The organism is Pseudomonas sp. QD4 (assembly GCF_049199125.1).
Taxonomy (GTDB): Bacteria; Pseudomonadota; Gammaproteobacteria; order Pseudomonadales; family Pseudomonadaceae; genus Aquipseudomonas.
Map to the genome: position 1 here is coordinate 751,549 of NZ_JBLZOM010000001.1, position 24,534 is coordinate 776,082.

A 24,534-nucleotide genomic window follows, 5' to 3' on the forward strand; every position below is an offset into this window, starting at 1 on the left:
CCAGCGATGGCCCGAAAACCCTCAACGGCCTGGTCACCGAAGCCCTGGAAACCATCCCCGACAGCGCGCCGCCCGTCTCGATGCCTCAGGCGAGGACGATGCCCGCGCCGTTCAACTGCTCCAGGCCCACACCCACCAGGGTCACCGAAGCCTGGCCAAAGCTCAGCAGCGTGTCATTGCCCACCGCCGTGGCGTGGGCACGGTAGCTGTCGTTCGGCGCCACCCCGGCCACCCCCATGAACACCAGGCTGTCACTGGCCTGGTACCCCAGCAGCCGGTCATGGCCGAAGTCGCCACTGAAGACAAAGGTGTTGTGGCCGCCCCCCGCCTGCAGCAGGTCATCACCGGCGCCGCCGACAAACACGTGATGGCCGAGTTCGCCCAGCAGATGATCGTTGCCCCCCAGGCCGAACAGCCAGTCACCCACGCCGTCGGCCCGCACCTGGTTGGCGCCGGCGTCGCCACTGTGGGACTTGGCGTAGGCGGTCAGCACCGAGCCCGCCAGCAGGCCTTTGTCCGTGACCTGGTGGCTGACCTCATCCTTGAACAACCCCCACAACGCGCCTGACTCCTTGCTGGTCAAGGTGCCGATATCCCGGGTGATGCTGATACCGCCCTGGGCATCGCGGATGTACAGGCTGCCGGCGCCATCGTTGGCAAATTCCAGGTTGTGCACCGACTGCTGCAACTCCAGGGTGTTGTGCCCCTGGCCACCGAGCAGGATGTTGTAGCCGCCGCCATCACGGAACGTATCGTTGCCCGCGCCGCCCTCCAGGTAGTCATTGCCCTTGCCGCCCTGGATCAGGTCGTTACCGTCGCTGCCGATGATAAAAGTGCTGCCCTGGTGCGCCTCGGCATTGCGGTTGAGGTCCTGGACCCAGGTGCCGGCCCGTGCCGGGTCAGACAGGTTGGCGACGATGATGGTCGAGTCCTGGTGGGTGAAGTCATAGAACGCCGAGTTCAGCACCCGGGTCATGCCGGAGTCGTAGCCACTGGGCAGGTGGGACAGCCAGGTGGGCACATTGAGAATCGAGAACGGCAGCAGGTTCCAGGCGCTGGAGGCGTAGAAGTCGTTGAAGCTGACGATGTTGTTGGTCGCCGACTCATGAGGCGCATCGTGCACCCCGAGGGACGACAGGTTGAAGGTGGAACCGTCCAGGGCGCGAAACACCGGGTCGTTCTCATAGCCGATGTTCAGCACTTTGTCGCCGGCGCTCTGGGTCGGCGAAGCGTAGGCCAGGTACTGGGCATCCTTGAAAAACCCGTCCCAGCGCCCTTCGCTCAGGTCCGCCAGGCTATTGACCGCCAACCCGCCCAGGCTATGGCCGCTGACCACGATATCCGAGCCGCTCAGGCCATTGGCCCGGGCAAAGGCCGCGACATCGCCCAGCAGGCCGCCGAACGCTTCGCCGCTGTAGTTCTTGGCGTAGTCCTGGGGCCCCAGGGCCGCCAGCAGGTCGTTGAGCACATCGCCGATGGAGTCGCTGATCACCGATTCGCGCGGGCCGCTGGTGCCGCGAAAGGCAATGCCGATCGAGGTCAACTGGCCATTGGCGTCGTACTGGCCGAGGACTTCGGCCTGGGCCGTGGTGTAGCCGGCCTTTTCACCAAAAAAAGTGCCGCGCACATCGACCTTGCCGCCATACCCCAGTTGGGCGGCGCTGATCGGTGTCCAGCCGGCCTGGTGCAAGGCGTCGAGGGCGGCCTTTTCCGAGTCGGGGTTCCACGGCACGCCGGGAATCACCCCCTGGGAATCGCTGCTGCCGATCAGCGCGCTGACCAGGGTCGCCGGCAGGCCGAGGCCGAAGCCGTTGTGCTGATAGCCCACGGCAAAGCCGTTATCGAGGTTGTGGTAGGAATACAGGGTGATTGCCAGGGCATCGGCGAACAGCGCCTTGCTGCCTTCGCTGCCGAGGTTTTTGTAGTCATAGACCGCCATGATGGTGCCTCTCTTTTGGGAAAACCGGGCTGGAACCGGCGCCGCCAGCAAGCCGACGGCGCACGCTTGCACTGCCTGCTCAGGCGAAGACCAGCCCCGCGCCGACCAGGCTATCCGGGGCGATACCGACTAGGGTCACGGAGTAGTCGCCCACACTCAGCACCGTGTCCTGGCCGCTCTGCGTCAGGTGCTGGCTGTAGTCGTAGCCCTGCCCGGCACCTTCGACGCCGAGGAACACCAGCCTGTCGCTGCCCTGGTAGCCGTGCAGGGTGTCGAAGCCAAAGGCGCCGTTGAACAGGAAGGTGTTGCCGCCGCCGCTGGCGTACAGCTCATCGTTGCCGGCACCGCCGACGAAGGTCACCTGGCTGTGCTCGCTGCGCAGCAGGTCATCGCCGCCAAGGCCGAACAACCAGTCCCCCTCGCCGCTGGCCACCAGTGAATTGCCGTAGGCATCGCCGTTGAGCGAATGGTTGTAGGGCGTCAACTGGTCACCGGCCAACAGCCCGGCAGCGGTGACCTCGTGACTCACCTCTTTGCTGAACAGGCCCCAGGCAAAGCCCGGCTCCTTGCTGACCAGGGCACCGATGTCCCGGGTCAGGCTGATGCCGCCGTAGGCATCGCGCACATACAAGGTGCCGTCGCCATCGTTGGCCAGGGTGAAGTGATCGAGGGGCTGGCGCAGTTCGAACACGTTGTGCCCCTTGCCGCCGAGTATCACGTTGTAGCCGCCGTCATCGCGAAAACGGTCATCGCCATCGCGGCCTTCCAGGAAGTCATTGCCACGCCCGCCCTTGAGCAGGTCGTTGCCGTCACTGCCAATGATAAAGGTGCTGCCCGTATGCGCCTCGGCATTGCGATTGAGGTCTTCGACCCAGGTGTTGCAACGGCTGGACGACGACAGGTTGGAAATGACCAGGGTCGAATCCTTGCTCGTCAGCCCGTAGAAGCTTGAGTCGATCACCCGATTCAGCGCATCGGCATACCCGGCCGACCCGTGGGCCTGCCACGACTGCGGGTTGAGAATGCTTTGCGGCAGCAGGTTCTCCAGGGTGCTGGCGTAATGGTCGTTGAAGTTGACGATATTGTTGGTGGCCGAGGGCTGTGGCTGATCGTGGCTGCCCAGGGAGGTCACGCTGAAGCGGGTGCCGTCGAGCACCCGGAATACCGGGTCGTTTTCAAAACCGATGTTCAGCACCTGGGGCGTGGCCGGGCTCTGGGTCGGCGAGGCAAAGGCCACGTAGTTGGCCTGCTGATAAAACCCGCCCCAGTGCTCGCCACTCAGGGCCGCCAGGCTGTTGACCGCCAACCCGCCCAGGCTGTGGCCGCTGACCAGCACATCCTTGGCCCCAAGGCCCTGGGCCTGGGCGAAAGTCGCCACGTCCTGCAGCAGTTGGTTGAAGGCGTTCTGGGTGTAGTTCTGGGCGTAATCCACCGGACCGATCGCCGCCAGCAGGTTGTTCTTGATATCACCCAGGGTGTCGCTGAAACCCAGGCCACCGGTGCCGCGAAAGGCAATGCCGATCGAGGTCAGTTGGCCATTGGCATCGTATTGGCCAAGGACCTCGGCCTCGGCGCTGGTGAAGCCGGCCTGCTCCCCGAAAAACGTGCCCTGGGGACCGACCCGGCCCTGGTAACCCAGGGCCTCGGCGCCAATCGTCAGCCAACCGCCGGGCTGGGGTTGGCCGTCGGGGGCGTAGGCATAGAGCGCCAGGGTCATGGCGGCGCTGTACTGCGCCTTGGCCTCCTGCTCGGAGAACTGCTTGTAAGCAAAAATGCCCATGGGGGTTTCCTCTCGTGTGCTGATCGTGTCTGCCCGGAGCCCGTCAGTGCGAGCTGCGCGGCACAAAGGCCTCGTCGACCCGCGCCAGGTCCGCTTCGCGCAGAGTGCCGGCGTAGTAATGCAGCTTGGTCCAGGCCATCAGGTAGTCGTAGCGCGCCTGGGCCAGGTCGCGCCGGGTGCTGTAGAGCTGTTGCTCGGCGTTCAGCGCATCAAGGTTGACCCGTTCGCCGCCGAGGATGCTTTGCCGGGTGGAGACCACCAAGGCCTCGGCCGAGCTCAGGGCTTTCTGATAGGCCCGCAGTTTGTTGGCGCCCGACAGGCAGGCACTGAACTGGCGCCGCAGCTCGATCAGGGTTTCGCGGGTCTGTGAGTCCAGTTCGTACTCGGCCTGCTCCATGGAGCGGCTGGCCTGGCGGGTCGCCGCCGACACCCCGCCGCCGGCGTACAGCGGCACGCTGACCTCGATACCGATGGTGTTGGTGTCATAGCGCTGGTTGTAGGTATTGCCGCTTTCCGACTCGTTCTGGCGCACCGAGGCATAGGCGTTGAGCTTGGGCATATGCCCGGCGCGGTTGCGTTCCACCTCGTAACGCGCAACTTCCAGGCGCTGGCGACCGGAGGCCAGGTTCGGGTTGTTGCTCAGGGCCAGCTCATGCCAGGTGGCGAAATTGGCCGGGGTCAGGGCGAACACCTGGAACCCCTGGTCCAGCGGCTGCAAGTCGCCGATATCCACCGCCGGCACCCCGATCAGCGCCCCCAGTTCCCGTAGCGAGGCATCCTGTTCATCCCGGGCCTCGATCTCTTCGGCGGTGGCCAGCTCATAGCGTGACTCGGCTTCAAGGATGTCGGTGCGGGTGCCTTCGCCCTGCTGGAACATGTGCTGGTTCTGCTGGAACTGCTGCTCGAACGCGCGCTTCTTGGCCTGGGCAATGTCGATCTGGTCCTGGGCGAACAGGGCCTTGGTGTAATAGGTCAGCACCCGAACCAGCAGCTCCTGGCTCTTGCCGCGAAAGTTCTCATCGGCAAACAGCGCCTGGGCCACGCCCTTGCGGTAGGCAGCGTAGGCTTCGTAGTCGATCAGCGGCTGCTGCAGGGTGAAGGACGAGCCATAGCTGCTGTAGTTGCGGTCCTCGTGCTGGGTGCCGCGCACGGTGTCGAGGTAGGTCACCTTGGAGGTGTTGCGGCCCTTGTTGTAGCTGTAGCCCAGCTTGGGCAGCAAGCCGGCGCGGCCGATGGCGCGGTTTTCCAGGCCGGCGTCGCGTTCCTTCATGGCGCCGAGGAACACCGGGTCGTTGCGCAGCGCCTGCTCGTAAATCTGAAACGGTCCCATGGCCCGGGCATTGCCACAGGCCAGCAGCAGGACGGCAGCGAAGATGGAAAGCTTACTCATGCGACGCAACATCCTTATTCTTCGGTCAACGCGGAACCTGCCCGGTCGAGCAGTGGCTTGAACAGATAATTGAGCAGCGAACGCTCGCCGGTGCGCACGAACATCTCGGCCGGCATGCCGGGTTTGATCACCAGGCCATTGAGCGCTTCCAGCGCCTGTTCGCTGACGCTGCTGCGCAGCACGTAATAGGGCACGCCGGTTTTCTCATCGAGCATCTGGTCGGCGGAAATCAGGCTGACCTCCCCCGGCACCCGGGGCGTGCGGCTCTGGTTGAAGGCGGTGAACAGGATATCCACCGGCAAATGGCTGCCGACCTTGTCCACCAGGTTCACCGGCAAGCGCCCTTCCACCTCCAGCCGCGTGCCCTGGGGCACGATCTCCAGCAGGGTTTCGCCGGCACGCACCACCGCGCCTTCGGTGTGCACCCCGAGGTTGACGGCGATGCCAGCGGACGGGGCGACAATTTCGCTGTGCTGCAGGTCAAACCCGGCCGAGGCCAGTTGCTGCTCCAGGGTCAGGCTCTTGAGCTGGGCATCGGCCAACTGGCTGCGCACCTCCTTCTGGTACTCCTCGGCGTGCTGCTGCAACTTGAGCCGCGACTCGCGGATACCCTGCTCCACGCGTCCGCTTTCGCCGCTGTTCTGTGCCAGTTCCTGCTGCACTTGCGACAGTTGGCGCTGGTACTCCAGCAGGCGATTGCGCGGGATATAGCCGTTGTCGGCCAGGGGTTGCAGGTTGCCCAATTGCTGGCGCAGGGAGTCGGCCTGGTTGTTCAGGTCGTTGCGCGCGCGGCGCATGCCGGCCAGTTGCGCACTGGCGCCTTCGATATTGGCGCCGATGGCCGCCTGCTCGCGGGAGAATGCCTCGCGCCGGCTGCTGAACAATTGCCGCTGGCCTTCCAGCACCAGGCCCAGGCGCGGGTCGGCATCGCTGCTCAACTGCGGCGGGAAGTCGACCTGCTTGAGGTTGTCGCGCTCGCTCTGCCAGCGCGCCACGCTGGCCCAGGCCATGCGGTACTGAGCCTGGAGCGACTGCACATCGGCGCCGATCTGGGTCTGATCCAGGCGAAACAACGGCTGGCCCTGGCGCACCGCCTCCCCCTCGCGCACCAGGATCCGGCTGACCACCCCGCCGCTCATCGATTGCACCGCCTTGCGTTTGCCCGACACCACCACCGTGCCCTGCACCGGGATCCCCTGGTCCAGCGGTGCCAGGGCCGCCCAGGCAAAAAAGCTGCCGGCGCCGAACAGCGCCAAGGCCCAGCCCAGGCGTGCAAAAAACCGCGCGTCGCGCTCCGGGCGCGGTGCCGTGTAAGTGCTGTCATTGATCATCTGCTGGTCCTGGCTCATGGGCCGTTACTCCGGTTCGGCGCCTGGTATTGCCGGCTCATGCTCAAGCCGGCCGGGGTCGCGGCCGGTGCGGGATTGGGCGTGCGGGCCGCTTCCTGGGCACCGGCCAGGGCCTTGAGCACTTCCTGGCTCGGGCCAAAGGCCTGCAAGCGCCCTTCGTTGAGCACCAGCAACTTGTCAGCCTGGGCCAGGGCCGAGGAACGATGGGTCACCAGCACCACGCTGGTGCCCTGGGCCTTCATCTGGGCGATGGCGGCGGCCAGGGCGCTTTCGCCCACGGTGTCGAGGTTGGAGTTGGGCTCGTCGAGCACCACCAGGCTCGGCTTGCCATACAGCGCCCTGGCCAGGGCCACCCGTTGCTTCTGGCCACCGGACAAGCCGCTGCCCTCATCCCCCAGCAGCGTGTCGTAGCCCTGGGGCAGGCGCAGGATCATCTCGTGCACCCCGGCCTGCTGCGCCGCTGCCACCACTTGCTGCGGGTCGGCCTCGCGAAAGCGCGCGATGTTGTCGGCGATGCTGCCGCTGAACAGCTCGATGTCCTGGGGCAAGTAGCCGATATAGGGGCCCAGTTGCTCCCGGTCCCAGCGATGGATATCGGCGCCATCCAGGCGCACCGTGCCCGCCAGCGTCGGCCACACCCCGACCAGCACCCGGGCCAGGGTCGACTTGCCGGAGCCCGAGGCGCCGAGCACCCCCAGCACCTCGCCGGCCCCCAGGCTGAAGCTGACCTGTTGCAGGGTCGCCAGGCGTCGGCCCGGTGGCCCGGCGCTGACCTGCTCGAAGCTGACCTGGCCCTTGGGCGCCGGCAGCGCCATGGCCCTCTGGCGGCTGCCGAACTCCTGCAGCAGCGCGTCCAGGCGCTGATAGGCCAGCTTGGCGGTGCTCCACTGTTTCCACACCGCAATCAGTTGATCGATGGGGCTCAATACGCGCCCCATCAGGATCGAGCCGGCAATCATCATCCCCGCACTCATATCCCCCTTGATCACCAGCAAGGCCCCCAGCCCCAGCACCAACGATTGCAGGCACAGACGCAAGGTCTTGCTCAGGGAACTGATGACCGCGCCGGTATCGCTGGCCTGGTTCTGCAACCCGAGAAACCGCGAGTGCACCTCGAACCAGCGTTTGCGCAGTGCCCCGAGCATGCCCATGGCCTGGATGGTTTCGGCGTTGTGCAAATGGCTGCTGGCCAGTTGCGTGGAGCGTTGGGAATAGCCGCTGGCCTGGCCCAGGGGTTGCCGGGTCATGGTTTCATTGAGGCAGGCCAGACCGATCAGCAGCACGGCCCCGGCCGAAGCCAGTACACCCAGCCAGGTGTTGAACAGGAAAATCACCAGCAGGTAGATGGGAAACCAGGGGGCATCGAAGAAGGCGAACAGCGCCGGACCGGTGACGAACTGGCGAATCTGGGTCAAATCGCCCAGTGACTGGCCGGCATGGCCTTCACCACGCGCCAGGTTGCGTTCGAACGCCGCCTGATAGACCTGCAGGTTGAAGCGCCGCTCCAATTGGCTGCCGATGCGAATCACGATAAAGCTGCGCAGCACTTCAAGCAGGCCGATAAACGCAAAGAAGCCGACCACCATCAGGGTCAGCATCAGCAAGGTGGTCTGGTTCTGCGAGGTGAGAACCCGGTCATAAACCTGGAGCATGTAAATCGATGGCACCAGCATCAGTACATTGATCAACGCCGTGAAACACCCGACGCTGATCAAAATACCCTTGTAATCACCGAGCGCCTTGAATAAGGGTGCGGCTTGAGTGGTCTTCGCCATCTTGGTTGATCTTCCCTGAACTAATAACCTGAACCTTGCGGCGCAGGAAGACATGCATCGCCCGACGCAATACGGGCGCTGTTTATATATAAAGCGGGCACACAACAACAGGCTCTACTTGTAGACGAGTCAGTGTTGTCCTTATTTAGCAGTCAAGGGTCAATGACTGACAGCCTTGTATGACTTGCGCCATTGACGCGGGCTCTTTTGAACTAAGGCTAGTGCCCTGCGCGCTGCAGTACGATCACCAGTCCGGAACTCAAGGTGCTTTGATAAAGCCCCTCTTTCTGTCGACTCAGGAAGATGATCTTCGATCCTTCGGCGCCGGTGACGGCGATACCGTCGGGCTCGGGAAACCAGCCGATGGCGGCCGCACCCAGCCACTGGGTCAGGCAGTCGGCGCCCGCCCCTAGGGTGCCGTTGGGCAACAGTTCAAGGGCACATTGCTGCGCCGGTTGCGCCGGCTGTTGCAATTGCCACTTTCCGGCCAGTTCAGAGGGGTCGGCCAATCTCAGGCTGCTTGCCATGGTTACATCTCCAAAAAACATCATCAGCGTCGTGAACAGCCACGCGCGGGGCTTGCAGGTCAAGGCTTTGCGGGTCATCGGGGGCTCCATTCGCGGGCTAGCCTCGCTCAGGCGCCCGGCCATTGCAACAACAGAGGGCGACGCTTTCGCGCCTCCCTCCTTGCTGCTCAATTACGCAACGATATCGCTGAATGCCGCCTGGCCCACGGTGCTGACCAGGAAGTCCGCCACGCCGTGCCCGGAGAAGTCCACCGACAGGGTGCTGATGCCCCCCGAGGTGCTGAGCACGGCGTCGCCGGCAGCACCGGTGAAAGCGTTGACGAAGTGCAGGCCAGCGCCTTTGGTGATGCCCGTCAGGTCAATTTTGTCCAGGCCGCTGACAAAATCCATGATCTGGTCGGCGGCACCCGGCCTGGAATCGGAACTGGCGGCAAACACGAAGGTGTCGGAACCGGCCCCACCCCAGAGTTTGTCCGCGCCACCGGCGCCGTAGAGGATGTCGTTGCCGGCACCGCCACGCAGCTCGTTGGCCCCGTTGTTACCGATCAGCAGGTCATTGCCCGAACCGCCGATGGCGTTTTCGACACTGACACCCTTGGCGATGGAGACGTTGCCCACCAGGCCGCCAACGTCGGAGAACGAGGCTTCATTGAGGTTGATCTTCTGGTTCTGGGTGAAACCGGAGAAGTCCAGGGTGTCGTTGCCGCCCCCGTCCCAGACCGAGAACACCAGCTTGTCCGACGCCGAAGTGGCGCTGAGAAAGTCACGCCCGGTGTTGGAGTTGAAGCCATAGGTGGTATCGCCCGCACGGGTGCTGGTGTTGGCGCCGTAGAGCTTCTGGATCGCGGCAATATCATCCATCAGCGGGCCGGACGAATAGGCTTCGACCCCGCCCTTGCTGAAGTTCTGGTTGGTATTGCTTTCACTCCAGTAGCTCATGACGCTGTAGCCACGGGTGTCCTGGCCATAGGTCGCGTCGCTGTAGGACGGGTTGCCGTTGCCCGCGTTGTAGTCGCCGGGGTGCGCCAGGCCCAGGGTGTGGCCGATTTCGTGAGTCAGGGTCTGACGGCCGTAGTTGTTCAGCTCCGGGTTCTTGTTCTGGGTGTAACTGCTGTTGGTCAGGTACCAGGAGGTGCCGTCATAGCCGGCGCCGGTACCCGGCAGGTAGGCGAAGGCCGCCGCACCATCCTGGCCGCCGCTGTAGTTGCCGAAGGTCATGTGACCATCGCCGCCGGAGGCTTTTTCAGTGAAGGTGACATTCGCCACATCCGACCAGGACTGCATGGCCAGCGCGGCCTGGGCCTTTTGCTGGGCGCTGAACTGGCTGAACCCGGAGATCCCGTGCTTGTACAGCGTGCTCGAGGACGCCGACGTCAGGAAGGTGTAGGTCAGCTCGATCTTGCCGCTGCCGTTGAGGTCCTGGTAGGCAGCGCCATCGCGCAGCAACTGGGTCGCGGCCTGATCGACCGTGTAGGAGGGTTTGCCATTGACCGTCAAGTTACCGCCACGGTCATACTGATGGCTGAAGCTATTGATCTGGTTATACGCCGAACTTGCAGCAGCCAATGGCAGCAGCGCTTGTTCAGCAGCAGTAATAGCGTTGTCTTGTACTTTCGACATGAACACTTCCTTGTAATCAATGGAGCAGTTTTTTTCGATAGCAACAATCCCTGGCGAGATCGTCCTATCACTCGCCCAATGCAGGCGCAAGAAAACTGACACAATTTTAAACAAGACGTCTAGTACTTTTTTGGCGTCAAACTTTGCTGTCCAGACAAACTCCCGCAAACAATGATCGGGCCGGTAAAAGATTATTCTTAAAAGCCAGCCCGACAACTAATTGTCCGACAATCGACAATTTAATAATTAAATAATCGACACTAAATAGAGCACCCATCGGCAACTTGAGAGTTGCATTAAGTTGCTTTCCAGCCGCTGCATTGCAATGCCTCCAGCAGGGTTTGCGCGTGCAACGCCGGCACCAGGGTGCCACTGCGGGTGGTCATCGGCTCACCCGCCAGCAAGGCATTGATGATCGCCTCTTCCACCGCTTCCGCCGCTGCGCTGAACAAGGGTGAAATGTGATCGTTGTTGAGCATGGCCAGCGGCGTGCTCAGGGGCAGGTCCTTGCGCCCGTAGTCGGCGGCAGGCAGGTCCTGGTTGCCGGTGGCGAAGGCCAGGAAGATATCGCCGCTGGAATCTTCGGTGCCGCCCCCGGTGCGCGCGATGCCGATCGACGCACGCTGCGCCAGGCGTTGGCACTGATGGGGCAGCAAGGGCGCATCGGTGGCCAGGATCACCACGATCGACCCCATGCCCGGGGTGCCGCCCTCGTCGAAAGGTGAAGCGATGCCCATCAAGTGGCGCCCCACCGGATAACCGTCGACCCGCAACTCCTGGCGCTTGCCATGGTTGGCCTGCACCAGTGCACCCACGGTAAAGCCACCCTGCTCCGCCGGCAGCCGCCGTGAAGCGGTGCCGATACCGCCCTTGAACTCATGGCAGATCATCCCGGTGCCACCGCCCACCGCGCCCTCTGCGACCGGCCCCGACTCGGCCAGGGCCAAGGCCTCGCGCAGGTGTTGCGGGCCTATATGCTGGCCCCAGATATCGTTGAGCAGGCCGTCGTAGGTTTCCATCACCACCGGCATGCACCAGTACACCGCCGGGTCCGCCAAGCTGTCGCGCTCGGCGGCAATCAGGGCATCGCGGACCACGCCGACGCTGTGGGTATTGGTGATCGCCAGCGGCGTCGCCAGCAGTCCGGCCTCGCGGATCCACTCAAGCCCAGTGGCGTCGCCGTTGCCATTGAGTACGTGGCAGCCGGCGAAACAGGGTTGTTGGCGAGCGTGGCCGGCCCGCGGCTGGATCAGGGTCACGCCACTGCGCACCTGCTTGCCGTCGACCTCGGTCTTGAGCGTGCTGTGACCGACCCGCACCCCCGGAACATCGGTGATCGCATTGAACGGGCCAGGTGTGCCCAGGCCCAGGCTGATCCCCAATTGACGTGCGCGCATAACCACTCCTTACAGTTTTTGAAAGGCCGGACTGAACCGACCGTTGGTGCCATACAGAATCACCGACAGTGCCAGCAGGCCGATGATCACCATGATGTCCCTGAGCGACGCTTCAAGGAACAGACTGACCAGCAAGTAGCCGGCGCCCAGTACTGCCAGCAACGCCGGCAGCGGCCACAGCGGCATGCGGTACGGATGCTCGCGATCGCGCAGCAGCACCCGGCTGAGCAAGGCGCACAGCGCCACGATCAGGTACACCAGCATGATCAGCAGCACGCTGAATGACGTCAGGTCCGCCAGGTTGGAGCTGAAACTGAGAATCGCCGAGGGCACCGCCAGGAACAGCGTGGCCATCCACGGCGAGTCCCAGCGCGGATGAATGCGGGTGAACAGGCGATTGATGCTCGGGGTCCAGAGCGCATCGCGACCACTGCTGAACACCACCCGGCCAATCTGGATCACGATGGCGACAATGGCGTTGAACACGGAAAGGAAGATTCCGGCACTGACCACCCGCGACAGGGTTTCATTGCCATGGCTGGTCAGCAGATAGCCAATCGGGTCGGGGCTGGCGAGCATCGCAGTGAGAGACGGCGCACCGATCAACAGCGCGGTGAGCGGCACCAGTTCAATGATCACCACCAGCACCAGGGACCACAGCACCGCCTTGTGCACGCCACGGCCCTGGCATTTCATGTCTTCGGCCAGCAGCACTGCCGGACCGTAACCATTGTAGGAAAACAGGCCAATGCCCACGGCACCGATCACCAGGGCCCAGGGCGCCATATGCAAGACGCCGTTTTCGACGATTTGCGGATGCACCAGGATGCTCAATGGTTGTGTGGCGTTACCGAAGCCCAGGCACACGATCACCAGCAACGCGGCAATCTCCAGCAACAGACAGGTCCCGGTGATCCAGGCGTTGAGCTTGATATTGAGGATGCCCAACAAATAACTGCAGACCACAATGACCAGGGCGACGGTCTGGGAATCGTACTGGGTGCCCAGGGCATTGTTCAGGTAGGTGGCGGCACCGGTTGCCAGCACCGGCGGGATAAACAGCAACATCACCAGCACCGTGAGAAAGGTCGCGTAACCGGCCATGCCGCCGAACACCCGCTTGGCATAGACGTATTCACCGCCGGCGCTGTTGTGGGCGCGGCCCAGTTCGGCGTAGCAAAAGGCGAACATCAGGGCCAGTAACCCGGCCATCACGAAAGCCAGGAACACCCCGCTGCCCGCCTGGTGGATGGCAAAGGGCGCAATCACGAACACGGAACTGGCGGGGGTCACACCGGACACGGTAATGGCCACCACATCGAACACACTCAGGGTCGGTTTCAGTGCGCCATCGGGCGCAGCGGGAGAGCTCATATCGTTATCCTCGTGGTTATTTTTGGTCTGAGGCAGAAACGAAAATAAATCGGCTGGGTGCGTTCTGGGCCGCACTTGATGGACGCTACTCTAGAGCGCCCGGGTGGCCCGACCAATTCCCCTATTGGAGTACTCCCCCTTGACGCCGTGGCGCAAATGCCCGAAACCCTGCACCAACGTCCATCACCGCATCCCCTGAAGTGGAGCCACGTATTTGAGCACTCTGTTCCGCGAAGTCGGCATGCATGCCGCGCTGGGCCGTACCCTGACGCAGATCGGCACGCCTCGCTTCTGGAAGCAACTGATCCTGCTGCTGCACCAGGCCTCGCCGTTCGATAACGCCCTGGCGATTTTCTACCCCCGCGATGGCCTGCCCCAGGCCCTGGAGGAATACGACGCCGAGCCCACGAGCAAGCCCGCATCGATGCTCAGCTACCTCAATGGCTTGTACCTGCTGGACCCGTTTTTCCAGGCCTGTCGCGAGGGTTATCCCAGCGGCCTGTACCGCCTGGAGGAAGTCGCCCCCGATCACTTTCGCCAGAGCGAATACTTCCTCAACTACTTCCACGACAACGTGCTCGAAGACGAGCTGCAGTTGATCCTGCAGATCCCCGAGGGCGGCACCCTGTCGTTGTCCCTGGGCATGCAACGGCTGTTCAGCGCCGAAGAAGTCGGCCAATTGACCACGTTTGCGGCCTGGGTCCTGCCGCTGATGCAGCAGCACTGGCAGCAAAGCGCAGTGCGCGCCCTGCCCGCGCCCGCCGAGGAAATGGCCAGCCAGATCCGCGATGCGCTCAGTCATTTCGGTTGTGGAGTGTTGTCGGACCGGGAGCTGGAGATTGCGCGTCTGATCCTGCGCGGGTTTTCCTCAAAGGCCATGGCCGAGCGCCTTAAAATTTCCCCGGACACCATCAAGGTTCACCGGCGCCACCTGTACGCCAAGCTCGATATTTCCTCCCAGCCCGAGCTGTTTTCGCTGTTTATCCAATCTCTGGGGCATGACCTGGAAAACCCCTGAAGCCAGGGGTTTTCCGCAACAGCAGACACGGGCCAGAGGTCGACCTGGTGTCGGGAACCGCGCCTAGCCGTTCAATGAGTGGGCCCGGTAATCCCGTGGTGACTGGTCAAAGTGCTTTTTGAAGGTACGGCTGAAATGCGCCGAATCGGTAAAGCCCCACTTGAAGGCGATATCGGTGATCGACTCATTGCGCAGCCGCGGGTTGCTGAGGTCGGCAGCGCTGCGATTGAGCCGCGAACGCTGGATGAATCGGCAGACGCTGTCACCCTGCTCCTCAAACAGACGGTACAACTGGCGCACGGAAATATTCATCTGATTAGCCAGGGACACCGGGCTCAGGTTGGGCTCGTTCAGCGACTGCCGGATCAATTGCTGTGCCTGGCTGCACAGGCTGCCCCCGTGCAGGCTGTCGTAACCGTCCAGGCTGTGGCTGCTGGCATGGCGCAGCGTGGGGCCGAGCAAGGCAATCAAGGCTTCCTGCAACGCCTCGCCCTCCTGCTGGGCGGCGCAGCCTTGCAGCTCGCCGGCGCAGATCTGCTCCACCAGCATGCGCATCAGCCGGCCGCTGGCGCAGTTCTGCGACAGCTTGCCAAACTTGCGCTGATGGGCCGGAAGGTGGCGATACACCTCATCCCGGGACAGGTGGAACGAAGAGTGCTCAATCAGGCCGTGGGGCACGATTTCACAAGCGCCGGCCGAGTCCAGCAGCGCCATGTCTCCAGGCGCCAGCTCGATCGTCTCGCCGCCCTGGCGCAGCTGGGCATGGCCGCTGCGCTGCATGATCAGGAAGCAGTGGCGATCGTCGTCCTGATCGACACTGGTGCTCTTGCGCGAGATCAGCCCGGCATTGGTGCGGATCTGTGCGACTTCCAGGCCTGCGTAATCCAGCAGCCCGACCTCACCAATAAACAACGCCGAGTTCAGCGCCGGGCGTGCGTCAAAACGACCGCACACACCCTGCAGCGCGCCGACCCAGGAACCGAAACTATGCGAAGCAAGCATGTGCACCTCCAGAAGCCGGTTGAGACCGCCTTTGTTGTTATGGCGATATCATTAACATGTTATCTATTTGCCAGGCAAGGAGCCTTGGCACCATGGATAGTTTGTTATGGCTTAAGCACGGCGTATGCCAGCAGAGACGGTTATGGTTGTCAGAACTCTCCTAGAAGGCTGTACAACCGGGTGAAGGTGGCCAGCAACGCGGCGCGCTGCTCGTGGGTCAGACGGATGTAGCGACGAAACCCGGGCAGACGATTGACCACTTCACTGGCACCGAAGTGTTCCAGGCGTACCTGCCAGCCCTGTGCGTCGCGTTGCAGCTCCAGACGCTTGAAGTCCAGGGGCAGCAGCGCAGCGAGCAAGGGCGCATCGGCGTGCAAGCGCTCCAGCAGTGGTGCCATCGCCTGCGCAGAACCCTCCCTCAGCCGCGCAGCCACACCCTGGCGACGGATCGCCCCGGTGTGGCGCAGCACGATTTTCGTCGCCTCGGTCTGCTGGCTGGGCACCCGCAGCACGAACTCGCACACCACGATGTGCATCAGCAACTGGGCCTGGGCCCGCTCCTGCACCTCAAACTCCAGGCCGCCCGTACTGAATTGCATTCCAGTCGGGCTTGCGACCTCACATTCCAGACCTGTGAGATCACGCCGCAGTTGCCCCAGGGTAACGCCCGGGCGATAGCCGGAGGGCGGCCGGTCCCAGACATCAGAGAGGTTTTGCAGCCAGCTTGAACTGTTCATCAGGCATCGCTCCCGGCGCGTTGTGCACCTCTGATTGCAGGTTGAACGCTTTCTCCAGCACCTCTTCCACCGGCACCGGGCGGAATGGATTGACCTTTTGCACAAACACGGTCCAGACCAGGGCATAGACCGCCGTCAGGCCGAGCATGCTGCCAAATGGCACATAGATATCACGCGGATTCATGCCCGGCGGGGTGATAAACCAAATGCCCAGCAGAATGCCCACCGAAGAGACGATCTGCGGCAGCGGGAACCACGGCGACTTGTAGGCCCGTGGCAAGTCCGGCCGACGAATGCGCAACACCACCACCGACAGCGTGACCAGCAGGTAAGCCGTACTCCAGGCGCAAACCGCCGCCAGTACCAGGTGCATGATGTTGTCGGTACTGCCACCCAGCCACCAGGCGTGCAGGCACGGAATCAACACCGCCACGGCAATGCACAGCAACGGCGTCTTGAAGCGCGGATGCAGGTAGGTAAAGACTTTGGGCAAGGCGCCATCCAGGGCCATGCCGTAGAGAATCCGTGGCAGGCCGGCCATCAGGGTATTGATGGTCGCAGCACCGGCGAACAGCAGGCCGACACCCAACCAGATACGCCCGAAGGGCCCCATGATCTGCTCGGCGAACTGCGGGATGGCCATAGGCGTATCCAGCAGATGCACGCTGCCGTCTGCGGTAAGGGGGATATTGGCCACCTGGCGTTTCATCGCCGCGCCGTAGATGAACATGCACGTGGCCACACCCACCAGGCCCAGGGCCATGGCTCGTGGAATGGTCTTGGCCGCCTTGCGCACATCCGGGGTCAGGGGCGTGACGAACTCGCAGCCGACGAACATGAACATCGCCATGCCCACCAGTGACAGGATCGTCGGCAGGTCGGTGCCGACCATGGACTCGCCAAACCAGCCATTGAGTTCCACTGCCGGTGCCTTGATCACTCCAACCACGCCAAAGATGATCAGGGTGGTCCACATGCCGAAGGTCAGGATCACCTCGGCGCGGCTGAACGCGGTGATGCCCACGGCATTCAGCAAGCCGAAGAAAATCACCAGCCCGACCCCGACCAGCCAGGCGCTGCCGCTTTGCTCGAGCATGGTGTTGAGTGACTCGAAGTTGACCAGGGCCATGATGCCGCTGAGGATGGTTTCCGCCGTGCCGGCAAACACATGCACGATCAGGTAGGCGGAAATCGTCCCGGTGATGGCAAAAAACCGTCCCAGGCCACAGGCCAGGTAGTCATAGACCGAACCGTTGGTGGGTAGCAGGCACGCGGCTTCGGCGAAGGTGGTCGACTGGGCGAGCATCATCACCATGGCGATCACCATGGCCACGGCAAAGGCGCCGCCGCCCAGGCCGAAGCCGGTGGTGGCGGTGAGGATCACCGGGCTGGCCATGATCAGGCCGACCGCACTGGCCAGCGCCGTGGGGAAACCGACCACGCCCTGGTTCAGGTGTCGGGTGAGTTTGTCGTTGAATGACATGGTTCTGGACCTCGAAAGCATGCGTTAGTGATTGTTGTTTTAGGCATTTCAAGGGCGCACCCGAAGGTGCGCGAGTTGCTTTGCTGTCTGACGCAGCTTGAACGGAACCAGCTCGACTACCCGAGCAGGCACTGTCGTGCAACAGGGCCATCGACGTCTCCATCGTCGAACTGACGAGGCCTGCAGCCAATCAGTAGGCGATGCATACCGACTTGTTCTCGGTATACGCCTCGATCGCCGCATGGCCCATCTCGCGACCGATGCCCGATTGCTTGTAACCGCCGAACGGCATCGACGGATCGAGCATATTGTGGGTATTGACCCAGACCGTACCGGCCTTGATTCGCGGAATCAGCGCCATGACCTTAGCCAGGTCGTTGGACCAGATGCTCGCCCCCAGCCCGTATTGATTGTCGTTGGCCAACTCGACCACTTCATCCAGGCTGTCGAACGGGGTGGCCACCACCACCGGACCGAAGATCTCCTCACGCACCACCTGCATATCGGCAGTGACATCGGTGAGCACTGTCGGGCGCACGTAGAAGCCCTGCTCGCCATGGGCAACGCCACCACAAACCACCCGTGCGCCTTCGGCCACACCACGCTCGATCATGCCCAGCACGCGTTTTTGCTGTTTTGCCGAAATCAGCGGGTTGATCTGTGCCTGTTCATCCAGCCCCGGGCCAATGTTCAGCCCACCAGCGATGGTCGCCAGCCGCTCCAGCACCTGGTCGAAGATCGCGCGCTGGATATAGAGGCGCGACCCTGCGGTGCACACCTGGCCCTGATTGAAGAAGATGGCCCCTGCAGCGCTGGCGGCCGCCACCTCGGGAGAGCAATCATCGAGCACGATCACCGGGGATTTACCACCCAGCTCCAGGGAAAACCGAGTCATGTTGTCGACTGCGGCATGCCCGATGACCTTGCCGATCTGGGTCGAGCCAGTGAACGCCACTTTGTCGATCCCCGGGTGCCCGGCCAACGCGGCACCGGCGACGGCGCCAGTACCGGTCACCACGTTCACCACGCCTTCAGGGATGCCTGCTTCCAGGCACAGCTGCCCCAGGCGCAAGGCCGTCAACGGTGTTTCGTCCGCCGGCTTGAGCACCACCGTGCAGCCACAGGCCAATGCCGGGACGATCTTCCAGATCGCCATCAGCAACGGGAAATTCCACGGCACGATGGCCCCCACCACCCCCACCGGCTCCGGCACCGTATAGGCGCGGTACTTGGCTCCGGGCACCGCGGCGATCGAAACGTCCAGGCTCTTGCCCTCGATCTTGGTCGCCCAGCCCGCCATATAACGGGTGAATTCCGCTGCGGCGCCGACTTCCAGGGCGCGGGCAAGGTGGATCGACTGGCCGTTGTTGAGGGTTTCGAGCTGGGCCAGGTGTTCGCCATTGGCCTCTAGAAGGTCGGCCAGCTTCAGCAGCAGACGCTCACGGTCGGCCGGGCGTTGCGCTGCCCAACTGCCGCAGAAGGCCCGGCGCGCAGCGGCAACGGCGAGGTCGACATCCGCCGCGGCAGCCGCGGCCACCCGGGTCAGCTCCTCGCCGGTGGCGGGGTTGAAGACCGGCATCTGCGCACCGGATAGCGCTGGCTGGCTGTGACCGTCAATCAACAGTCCATGCTGACTGTCTATAAATGCAGCGACACGTGGGTCGATGGCAACGCTCATCTGGAATCCTCGGAAATAGACCTAGTTCGAGACAGACTCTGAGCGCAAAGCCGAACGTCGTCTTGATCCTGGCTGCCGGGAAACTTGGCACTGGCTGCCAGCCCATCGATGCCCTGCACAATCCGTCACCAATGATCGCTGCGCGCGGCGTCATGCCTTGCATCAGTCTGGCAGTGACGATCAAGAAGCCTGGCACACAGAGGCAAGCGCCAGGGGTATAAATGACGCACTAATAGACCCACGCTGTCCGTGCGTTATCAGGAGACTCAACGTGAGCGAACAAAGCCGCTTCTGGCACCCCATGCTGCACCCCAACGAAATGAAGCAACGCGAGCCGATTCGTATTGTCCGTGGCGATGGCTGCTATGTGTATGACGACAAGGGCCACCAACTGGTGGATGGCGTTGCCGGGTTGTGGAACGTCAACGTCGGCCACAACCGCAAGGAAGTGAAAGCGGCGATCACCGCGCAGCTGGATGAGCTGGAGTATTTCCAGTTGTTCGACGGCGTCAGCCACCCTCGTGCCGAAGAGCTGTCACGAGTGGTGATGAACCTGCTGGAGCCCGAAGGGATGCGCCGCGTGGCGTTCAGCAGTGGCGGTTCGGACGCCATCGAAACCGCCCTGAAGCTGGCCCGCCAGTACTGGAAACTCGAAGGTCAGGCCGATCGCACCAAATTCATCTCCCTGCGCCAGGGCTACCACGGCACCCACTTTGGTGGCGCCTCGGTCAATGGCAACACCGTGTTCCGTCGCAACTACGAGCCGCTGCTGCCAGGCTGCTTCCATGTCGACACCCCATGGCTGTACCGCAACCCCTACAGCCAGGACCCGGAAGAACTCGGCAAGATCTGCGCCGACATTCTCGAACGTGAAATCCAGTTCCAGAGCCCCGACACCGTCGCGGCCTTTATCGCCGAGCCGATCCAGGGCGCCGGCGGCGTCATCGTGCCGCCCGCCAACTACTGGCCGCTGATCCGTGAAGTGTGTGACAAGTACGGCGTGCTGCTGATCGCCGACGAGGTGGTGACCGGTTTCGGCCGCAGCGGCTCGATGTTCGGCAGCCGCCTGTGGGGCGTAAAACCCGACATTATGTGTTTGGCTAAGGGCATCACCTCGGGCTACATCCCCCTGGGCGCCACCGTGGTCAACGAACGGGTCGAAGCGGCGTTCGAGAAGAACAGCAACTTCACCGGCGCCATCATGCATGGCTACACCTACTCCGGGCACCCGGTGGCCTGTGCTGCGGCCCTGGCCTGCCTGGATATCGTGGTCAAGGATGATTTGCCGGCCAATGCCGCGAAAATGGGCGACTACATGCTCAAGCGCCTGCAGCCCTTTGCCGAACGCTTTGACAGTGTCGGCGAAGTACGCGGCAAGGGTCTGATGGTCGCCCTCGACCTGGTGGCCGATAAAACTACCCGCGAGCCAATCGACCCCATGAGTGGCTACGCCAACCAGGTGGCACAGATTGCCCGCGACAACGGCGTCATGGTGCGCCCGGTGGGGACCAAGATCATTCTCTCGCCACCTCTGGTGATCCAGCAGGAGCAGATCGACGTGATCGTCAATGCCCTGGAACTGGGCCTGTCCCAGGCGCGCCGCTGACGCTACCCAGCGGTTGCTGCGCTCGATAAGGCCCCTTCGGGCCTTATCGTCCCTTTGAGCGGTTGCCTCAATCCAAGGAGTCATCGATGAGCCAGTCACCCGCCCTGCCCGATGCCCTCGAACTCGGCCAGCGCTGTATCCGGGCATTTACCCAGGTCGTGCCGGCCACCCTCTGTGCGTTCTATCGCATTGACGAGCAACTGCAGGCCCAACACTTTTCGCTGCATCGCATGACCCCGCACATGCACGACGCTTACCTGCAACGCTACCGTCACTACGACCCGTTGCGGCCCCGCAACTGCGCCGCGGCAGGCCGCCCGGTGCTGTCGCTGCACATGGGCATGGCCCAACAGGGCCGTCACGAGACCGAGGTCTACCAGGGCTTTTTACAACGCAACGGGGTGTGCGATGTAGTGGAGATCCTGGCCAGCGACGGTCAGCGGCCGATTGCCGGCTTGTCGCTGCTGCGTGATGCCAGCCTCGGGCGTTTCAGCCCTGATGAGCTGACAACCCTGCACGCCCTGCAGGGGCTGCTGGAAATCGCCGCCCAGGCGCCCTACTCCCAATCCGACCAATGCCTGGCCGCACTCACCCCAAGGGAGCAGGAAATCGCCTGGCTGCTGCGCGAAGGCGCCAGCAACAAAGTCATTGCCCAGCACCTGGGCCTGGGCCTGCCGACCGTCAAGACTCACCTGATCAACCTGTTTCGCAAAGCCGCTGTCGGCAACCGCACCGAGCTGGTCAAGGCGCTATTCCTCTAGAACTCAACCATCCGGTTGATGGGCGACGCGGGTCGATGGGATGACTATGGATATCTTCCCTCAACCGACAAGACCCAGCCCATGACCACCCACACACAACCAGAATGGATCACCGTCGGCGCCCTGGCCGATGGCTTTGCCAGCGACAACCACATCCTTCCGGCACTCGATGACCTGAAGGGCCGTAGCCTCACGCTGCACTTCGCCAACGGCTGGTTGATCGAGCACCAATTCGGCGCCGAGACCCTGCACTGGCAAACCGCTGATAACGACGCCAGCGGCGATGCGCCCTATCGCGCCAGCTCAATCCGGCCGGGCATCTATCTGGTGGACTTTCTCAAGCAGGAAGACGGCCGGACCCACTCGGTCAGCCTGGTGCTGGACTTGATGCACAACCTATTCACCGCCGTGATCGGGCAAATGCCGACCCAGGCCGAAGCCGCAGTCGACCTGTTCAGCCGCGCGTTATCCGGCCGGGAGCTGACGGCGGTCAGCGCGCAGTTCCTGCATGGCAGCATCGACTCGCCCTTCACCCCCGATACCCCTCGACACGCGCCGACCCTGGAGCTGGTTGGCCTGCGCAACCAGTACATCTACAGCGCCACCGAAGCCTATGAACATGTGTACCTGAACTCGAACTTCTACAGCTGGCAGTGCCTGGAAGGCGTTGAACAGGGGCTGGCGGATACCGACCGCTGCCACTACTACAAGGTCGCCGATCAGCTCTACCTGTTTGTCTGGCGGGAAAAGATCGTCCCCACCCTGGGCCTGGTATTGATTGACCTGGCAGCCGGCAAGACCGACGGCAAGATCTTCGGCTACCAGGGCGACGACTTCAGCAGCGCCGCCAACTTCCCGGTGGGCGCCCTCGCCTACGTGCTCAATCGCACCGAATACCGTTAAGCCCCCTTTGAACTGGAGCGTTACCCATGACCCTCGGCCTTGATCTCGAACGTGTCGCCAGTTGCTACCAAACCGAGCTGCGACAATTCGCCGAACGCCATCCCCGTTCCGGCGAGTACTACCAGGAAAACCTCAAGCATTGGCTGTACGGCGCTCCCCTGCACTGGATGCAGCAATGGCCGGGGCTATATCCGATCCTGGTCGCCGATGCCCAGGGCGCGACCCTGACCGACTGCGACGGGCACACCTATGTCGACTTCGCCCTGGGCGATACCGGCGCCATGTTCGGTCACAGCCAACCGGCGGTCGCCAAAGCCATTGGCCATCAGGCGCTCCACGGCTCGACCCTGATGCTGCCCACTGCCGATAGCCTGTGGGTCGGCCAGGAACTGGTGCGCCGTTTCGGCCTGCCGTACTGGCAGGTCACGACATCGGCCACTGACGCCAATCGCTTCGTCCTGCGCCTGTGCCGGATGATCACCGGTCGCGAAAAGGTGCTGGTGTTCAACTGCAATTACCACGGCAGCGTCGACGAGTCCCAGGTGGAGTTCGACAGCGCCGGACAGATGATTCCTCGCGAAGGGGTGCACGCCAACGGAATCAAACATGACACCACCACGCGACTGGTGGAATTCAATGACCTGGCCGCCCTCGAAGCCGCCCTGGCCCAGGGTGACGTGGCCGTGGTACTGACCGAACCCTTCATGACCAACGTCGGCATGGTGCCGCCGGCCCCTGGCTTTCACGATGGCCTGCGAGCACTGACACGACGCTTCGATGTGCCGCTGATCATCGATGAAACCCACACCATCTCCTGCGGCCCTGGCGGCTACAGCGTCGAACACGGCTTGCAGGCGGACTTCTTTGTGCTCGGCAAATGCATCGCTGGCGGTATTCCCGCTGCGGTATGGGGCTGCAGCCAGGCCATGGCCGAGCGGATCTGGCGGGTGCTGCCGCATTTCCAGCCGGGACAGGCGATCAACCATTTCGGCTTCGGCGGCACCCTGGCCGGCAACGCCCTGCAAATGGCCGCCATGCGCGCGACCTTCAGCGACGTGATGACCGAGGCCAACTATGCCCACATGATCACGCTGGCCGAGCGGCTGCGTGAGGGGGTCCAGCGCATCATCGACACCCATCGCCTGCCCTGGCATGTGACTCGCATCGGCGCGCGGGTCGAATACCTGTTTATGGACCACGCCCCGCGCAATGGCGGCGAAGCCCATCACGCGCGCCATGGGTTGATCGAGGCCTACCTGCACCTGTACCTGCTGAACCGTGGGGTGTTGCTGACGCCCTTCCACAACATGGCCCTGATGTGCCCGGCCACCACCGCGCAGGACGTCGACCTGCACAATCGCTTGCTGGACCAGTGCCTGAGCCAGGTCCTTGCCCAGCCCAACCTTCCAGGAGCTGTTTCATGAGCCAGGACCTGACAGGACGTATCGCCCTGGTCACCGGTGCCGGCCAGGGCATTGGCCGGGCGATTGCTCAGGTGTTTGCAGCACAGGGGGCCAAGGTCATGCTGGCGACCCGCTCCCGGGACAGCGGTGAACAAACCCTGCGCCTGATACACGAGGCCGGGGGCCAGGCCGAGTTGCTGACGGTCGACCTCGGCAGTCGCAGCGCCGCCAATCGGGCGGTAGAGGCCACCCTTGAAACCTTTGGCGGACTGGACCTGCTGCTGCACAACGCCGGCGTGTTTCCGATGCAGAAGCTGATCGACCTGAGCGATGACACCCTGGAGCAGACCCTGGCGGTCAACCTCAAGAGCTGCTTCTGGCTGACCCAGGCCGCCTTGCCAACGCTGCGCCTCGCCCAGCACCCGCGCATCGTCATCACCTCCTCGGTCACCGGCCCACGCACGGCGATTCCCGGGCTGGCCCACTACGCCGCGTCCAAGGCCGGGGTCAACGGTTTTATCCGCAGCGCGGCGCTGGAACTGGCCGAATATGGAATCACGGTCAATGGGGTCGAGCCCGGCCTGATTGCCACCCAGGCCATGGCCAACCTCGGTGACTCTCCGGAGTTGGCCGAGCATATCCCGCTCAAGCGCCTGGGCAGCCCCGAGGACATTGCCTATGCCATGCTGTTTCTGGCGTCGCGCAACGCCGGCTATATCACCGGGCAAACCCTGGTTGTCGATGGTGGTGCGCTGTTGCCGGAGAATGCACAACTGAGCTGAGGCAGTCGCC

Annotated in this window: 19 protein-coding genes; 6 read left to right on the plus strand and 13 right to left on the minus strand. The window is 63.1% G+C overall.

The features are described from left to right. Nucleotides 1–85: 85 nt before the first annotated feature. The 9 genes from ACOZJV_RS03380 to ACOZJV_RS03420 form a co-directional block, all read right to left on the minus strand. The gene (locus tag ACOZJV_RS03380; RefSeq protein WP_421546830.1) at nucleotides 86–1,939 is read right to left on the minus strand and encodes a polyurethanase; all 1,854 of its coding nucleotides are present in this window, start codon (nucleotides 1,937–1,939) and stop codon (nucleotides 86–88) included. 79 nt (nucleotides 1,940–2,018) lie between these two features. Beyond that, complete coding sequence (locus ACOZJV_RS03385) at nucleotides 2,019–3,719, minus strand: polyurethanase (RefSeq protein ID WP_421546831.1); 1,701 nt, start codon at nucleotides 3,717–3,719, stop codon at nucleotides 2,019–2,021. A 43-nt stretch (nucleotides 3,720–3,762) separates the two neighbouring features. After that, nucleotides 3,763–5,121 carry a TolC family outer membrane protein gene (locus tag ACOZJV_RS03390; RefSeq protein ID WP_078473424.1) on the minus strand — a complete coding sequence of 453 codons (1,359 nt, stop codon included), beginning with the start codon at nucleotides 5,119–5,121 and terminating at the stop codon, nucleotides 3,763–3,765. Between the two features lie 2 nt (nucleotides 5,122–5,123). Continuing rightward, nucleotides 5,124–6,458, minus strand: a complete 1,335-nt coding sequence (locus ACOZJV_RS03395; protein ID WP_201130934.1) for an HlyD family type I secretion periplasmic adaptor subunit — start codon at nucleotides 6,456–6,458, stop codon at nucleotides 5,124–5,126. Further along, nucleotides 6,455–8,233 (minus strand): type I secretion system permease/ATPase, encoded by a 1,779-nt coding sequence (locus ACOZJV_RS03400; RefSeq protein WP_421546832.1) that lies wholly within the window; start codon nucleotides 8,231–8,233, stop codon nucleotides 6,455–6,457. The genes ACOZJV_RS03395 and ACOZJV_RS03400 overlap by 4 nt, the downstream gene beginning before the upstream one ends. 218 nt (nucleotides 8,234–8,451) lie before the next feature. Next, nucleotides 8,452–8,838: an AprI/Inh family metalloprotease inhibitor gene (locus tag ACOZJV_RS03405; RefSeq protein WP_421546833.1), complete on the minus strand. Its 387-nt coding sequence runs from the start codon at nucleotides 8,836–8,838 to the stop codon at nucleotides 8,452–8,454. A gap of 93 nt (nucleotides 8,839–8,931) precedes the next feature. Continuing rightward, nucleotides 8,932–10,380, minus strand: coding sequence for a serralysin family metalloprotease (locus ACOZJV_RS03410; RefSeq protein ID WP_078473429.1), 1,449 nt, complete (start codon nucleotides 10,378–10,380; stop codon nucleotides 8,932–8,934). A gap of 296 nt (nucleotides 10,381–10,676) precedes the next feature. Next, on the minus strand, nucleotides 10,677–11,777 hold the full coding sequence (locus tag ACOZJV_RS03415) for a P1 family peptidase (RefSeq protein WP_421546834.1): 1,101 nt from the start codon (nucleotides 11,775–11,777) through the stop codon (nucleotides 10,677–10,679). A gap of 9 nt (nucleotides 11,778–11,786) precedes the next feature. Then, a complete protein-coding gene (locus ACOZJV_RS03420; RefSeq protein WP_078473431.1) occupies nucleotides 11,787–13,151 on the minus strand; it encodes an APC family permease in 1,365 nt (454 codons plus the stop codon). A 214-nt stretch (nucleotides 13,152–13,365) separates the two neighbouring features. On the opposite strand from ACOZJV_RS03420, the gene ACOZJV_RS03425 reads away from it, so the two are divergent. Continuing rightward, nucleotides 13,366–14,169, plus strand: a complete 804-nt coding sequence (locus ACOZJV_RS03425; RefSeq protein WP_421546835.1) for a response regulator transcription factor — start codon at nucleotides 13,366–13,368, stop codon at nucleotides 14,167–14,169. 63 nt (nucleotides 14,170–14,232) lie between these two features. Here the strand turns inward: ACOZJV_RS03425 and feaR are convergent, their stop codons facing one another. The 4 genes from feaR to ACOZJV_RS03445 all read right to left on the minus strand — a co-directional run bounded on the left by feaR (nucleotide 14,233) and on the right by ACOZJV_RS03445 (nucleotide 19,069). Continuing rightward, nucleotides 14,233–15,171 carry a transcriptional regulator FeaR gene (gene feaR / locus ACOZJV_RS03430; protein WP_421546836.1) on the minus strand — a complete coding sequence of 313 codons (939 nt, stop codon included), beginning with the start codon at nucleotides 15,169–15,171 and terminating at the stop codon, nucleotides 14,233–14,235. Between the two features lie 149 nt (nucleotides 15,172–15,320). After that, nucleotides 15,321–15,908, minus strand: coding sequence for a DUF3156 family protein (locus ACOZJV_RS03435; RefSeq protein WP_421546837.1), 588 nt, complete (start codon nucleotides 15,906–15,908; stop codon nucleotides 15,321–15,323). After that, a complete protein-coding gene (locus ACOZJV_RS03440) occupies nucleotides 15,874–17,391 on the minus strand; it encodes an APC family permease (RefSeq protein WP_421546838.1) in 1,518 nt (505 codons plus the stop codon). Before ACOZJV_RS03440 ends, ACOZJV_RS03435 begins: the two co-directional genes overlap by 35 nt. Before the next feature lie 190 nt (nucleotides 17,392–17,581). After that, nucleotides 17,582–19,069 carry an aldehyde dehydrogenase family protein gene (locus ACOZJV_RS03445; protein WP_421546839.1) on the minus strand — a complete coding sequence of 496 codons (1,488 nt, stop codon included), beginning with the start codon at nucleotides 19,067–19,069 and terminating at the stop codon, nucleotides 17,582–17,584. A gap of 271 nt (nucleotides 19,070–19,340) precedes the next feature. Between ACOZJV_RS03445 and ACOZJV_RS03450 the strand changes: the two genes are divergently transcribed. The 5 genes from ACOZJV_RS03450 to ACOZJV_RS03470 all read left to right on the plus strand — a co-directional run bounded on the left by ACOZJV_RS03450 (nucleotide 19,341) and on the right by ACOZJV_RS03470 (nucleotide 24,524). Further along, a complete protein-coding gene (locus ACOZJV_RS03450) occupies nucleotides 19,341–20,675 on the plus strand; it encodes an aminotransferase class III-fold pyridoxal phosphate-dependent enzyme (protein ID WP_201130927.1) in 1,335 nt (444 codons plus the stop codon). An 86-nt stretch (nucleotides 20,676–20,761) separates the two neighbouring features. Then, nucleotides 20,762–21,436, plus strand: coding sequence for a response regulator transcription factor (locus ACOZJV_RS03455; RefSeq protein WP_421546840.1), 675 nt, complete (start codon nucleotides 20,762–20,764; stop codon nucleotides 21,434–21,436). A gap of 81 nt (nucleotides 21,437–21,517) precedes the next feature. After that, nucleotides 21,518–22,339, plus strand: a complete 822-nt coding sequence (locus ACOZJV_RS03460; RefSeq protein WP_421546841.1) for a molybdenum cofactor biosynthesis F family protein — start codon at nucleotides 21,518–21,520, stop codon at nucleotides 22,337–22,339. A gap of 26 nt (nucleotides 22,340–22,365) precedes the next feature. Next, the gene (locus ACOZJV_RS03465) at nucleotides 22,366–23,763 is read left to right on the plus strand and encodes an aspartate aminotransferase family protein (RefSeq protein WP_421546842.1); all 1,398 of its coding nucleotides are present in this window, start codon (nucleotides 22,366–22,368) and stop codon (nucleotides 23,761–23,763) included. Further along, nucleotides 23,760–24,524 (plus strand): SDR family oxidoreductase, encoded by a 765-nt coding sequence (locus ACOZJV_RS03470; RefSeq protein WP_421546843.1) that lies wholly within the window; start codon nucleotides 23,760–23,762, stop codon nucleotides 24,522–24,524. Before ACOZJV_RS03465 ends, ACOZJV_RS03470 begins: the two co-directional genes overlap by 4 nt. The last annotated feature ends 10 nt before the right edge of the window (nucleotides 24,525–24,534 follow it).

Coding starts and splice junctions, on each gene's coding strand:
- ACOZJV_RS03410 (WP_078473429.1), bottom strand. CDS start 10,380: ATGTCGAAAGTACAAGACAACGCTATTACTGCTGCTGAACAAGCGCTG.
- ACOZJV_RS03460 (WP_421546841.1), top strand. CDS start 21,518: ATGACCACCCACACACAACCAGAATGGATCACCGTCGGCGCCCTGGCC.
- ACOZJV_RS03395 (WP_201130934.1), bottom strand. CDS start 6,458: ATGAGCCAGGACCAGCAGATGATCAATGACAGCACTTACACGGCACCG.
- ACOZJV_RS03470 (WP_421546843.1), top strand. CDS start 23,760: ATGAGCCAGGACCTGACAGGACGTATCGCCCTGGTCACCGGTGCCGGC.
- ACOZJV_RS03405 (WP_421546833.1), bottom strand. CDS start 8,838: ATGACCCGCAAAGCCTTGACCTGCAAGCCCCGCGCGTGGCTGTTCACG.
- ACOZJV_RS03440 (WP_421546838.1), bottom strand. CDS start 17,391: ATGTCATTCAACGACAAACTCACCCGACACCTGAACCAGGGCGTGGTC.
- ACOZJV_RS03455 (WP_421546840.1), top strand. CDS start 20,762: ATGAGCCAGTCACCCGCCCTGCCCGATGCCCTCGAACTCGGCCAGCGC.
- ACOZJV_RS03385 (WP_421546831.1), bottom strand. CDS start 3,719: ATGGGCATTTTTGCTTACAAGCAGTTCTCCGAGCAGGAGGCCAAGGCG.
- ACOZJV_RS03445 (WP_421546839.1), bottom strand. CDS start 19,069: ATGAGCGTTGCCATCGACCCACGTGTCGCTGCATTTATAGACAGTCAG.
- feaR (WP_421546836.1), bottom strand. CDS start 15,171: ATGCTTGCTTCGCATAGTTTCGGTTCCTGGGTCGGCGCGCTGCAGGGT.
- ACOZJV_RS03380 (WP_421546830.1), bottom strand. CDS start 1,939: ATGGCGGTCTATGACTACAAAAACCTCGGCAGCGAAGGCAGCAAGGCG.
- ACOZJV_RS03390 (WP_078473424.1), bottom strand. CDS start 5,121: ATGTTGCGTCGCATGAGTAAGCTTTCCATCTTCGCTGCCGTCCTGCTG.
- ACOZJV_RS03415 (WP_421546834.1), bottom strand. CDS start 11,777: ATGCGCGCACGTCAATTGGGGATCAGCCTGGGCCTGGGCACACCTGGC.
- ACOZJV_RS03400 (WP_421546832.1), bottom strand. CDS start 8,233: ATGGCGAAGACCACTCAAGCCGCACCCTTATTCAAGGCGCTCGGTGAT.
- ACOZJV_RS03420 (WP_078473431.1), bottom strand. CDS start 13,151: ATGAGCTCTCCCGCTGCGCCCGATGGCGCACTGAAACCGACCCTGAGT.
- ACOZJV_RS03435 (WP_421546837.1), bottom strand. CDS start 15,908: ATGAACAGTTCAAGCTGGCTGCAAAACCTCTCTGATGTCTGGGACCGG.
- ACOZJV_RS03465 (WP_421546842.1), top strand. CDS start 22,366: ATGACCCTCGGCCTTGATCTCGAACGTGTCGCCAGTTGCTACCAAACC.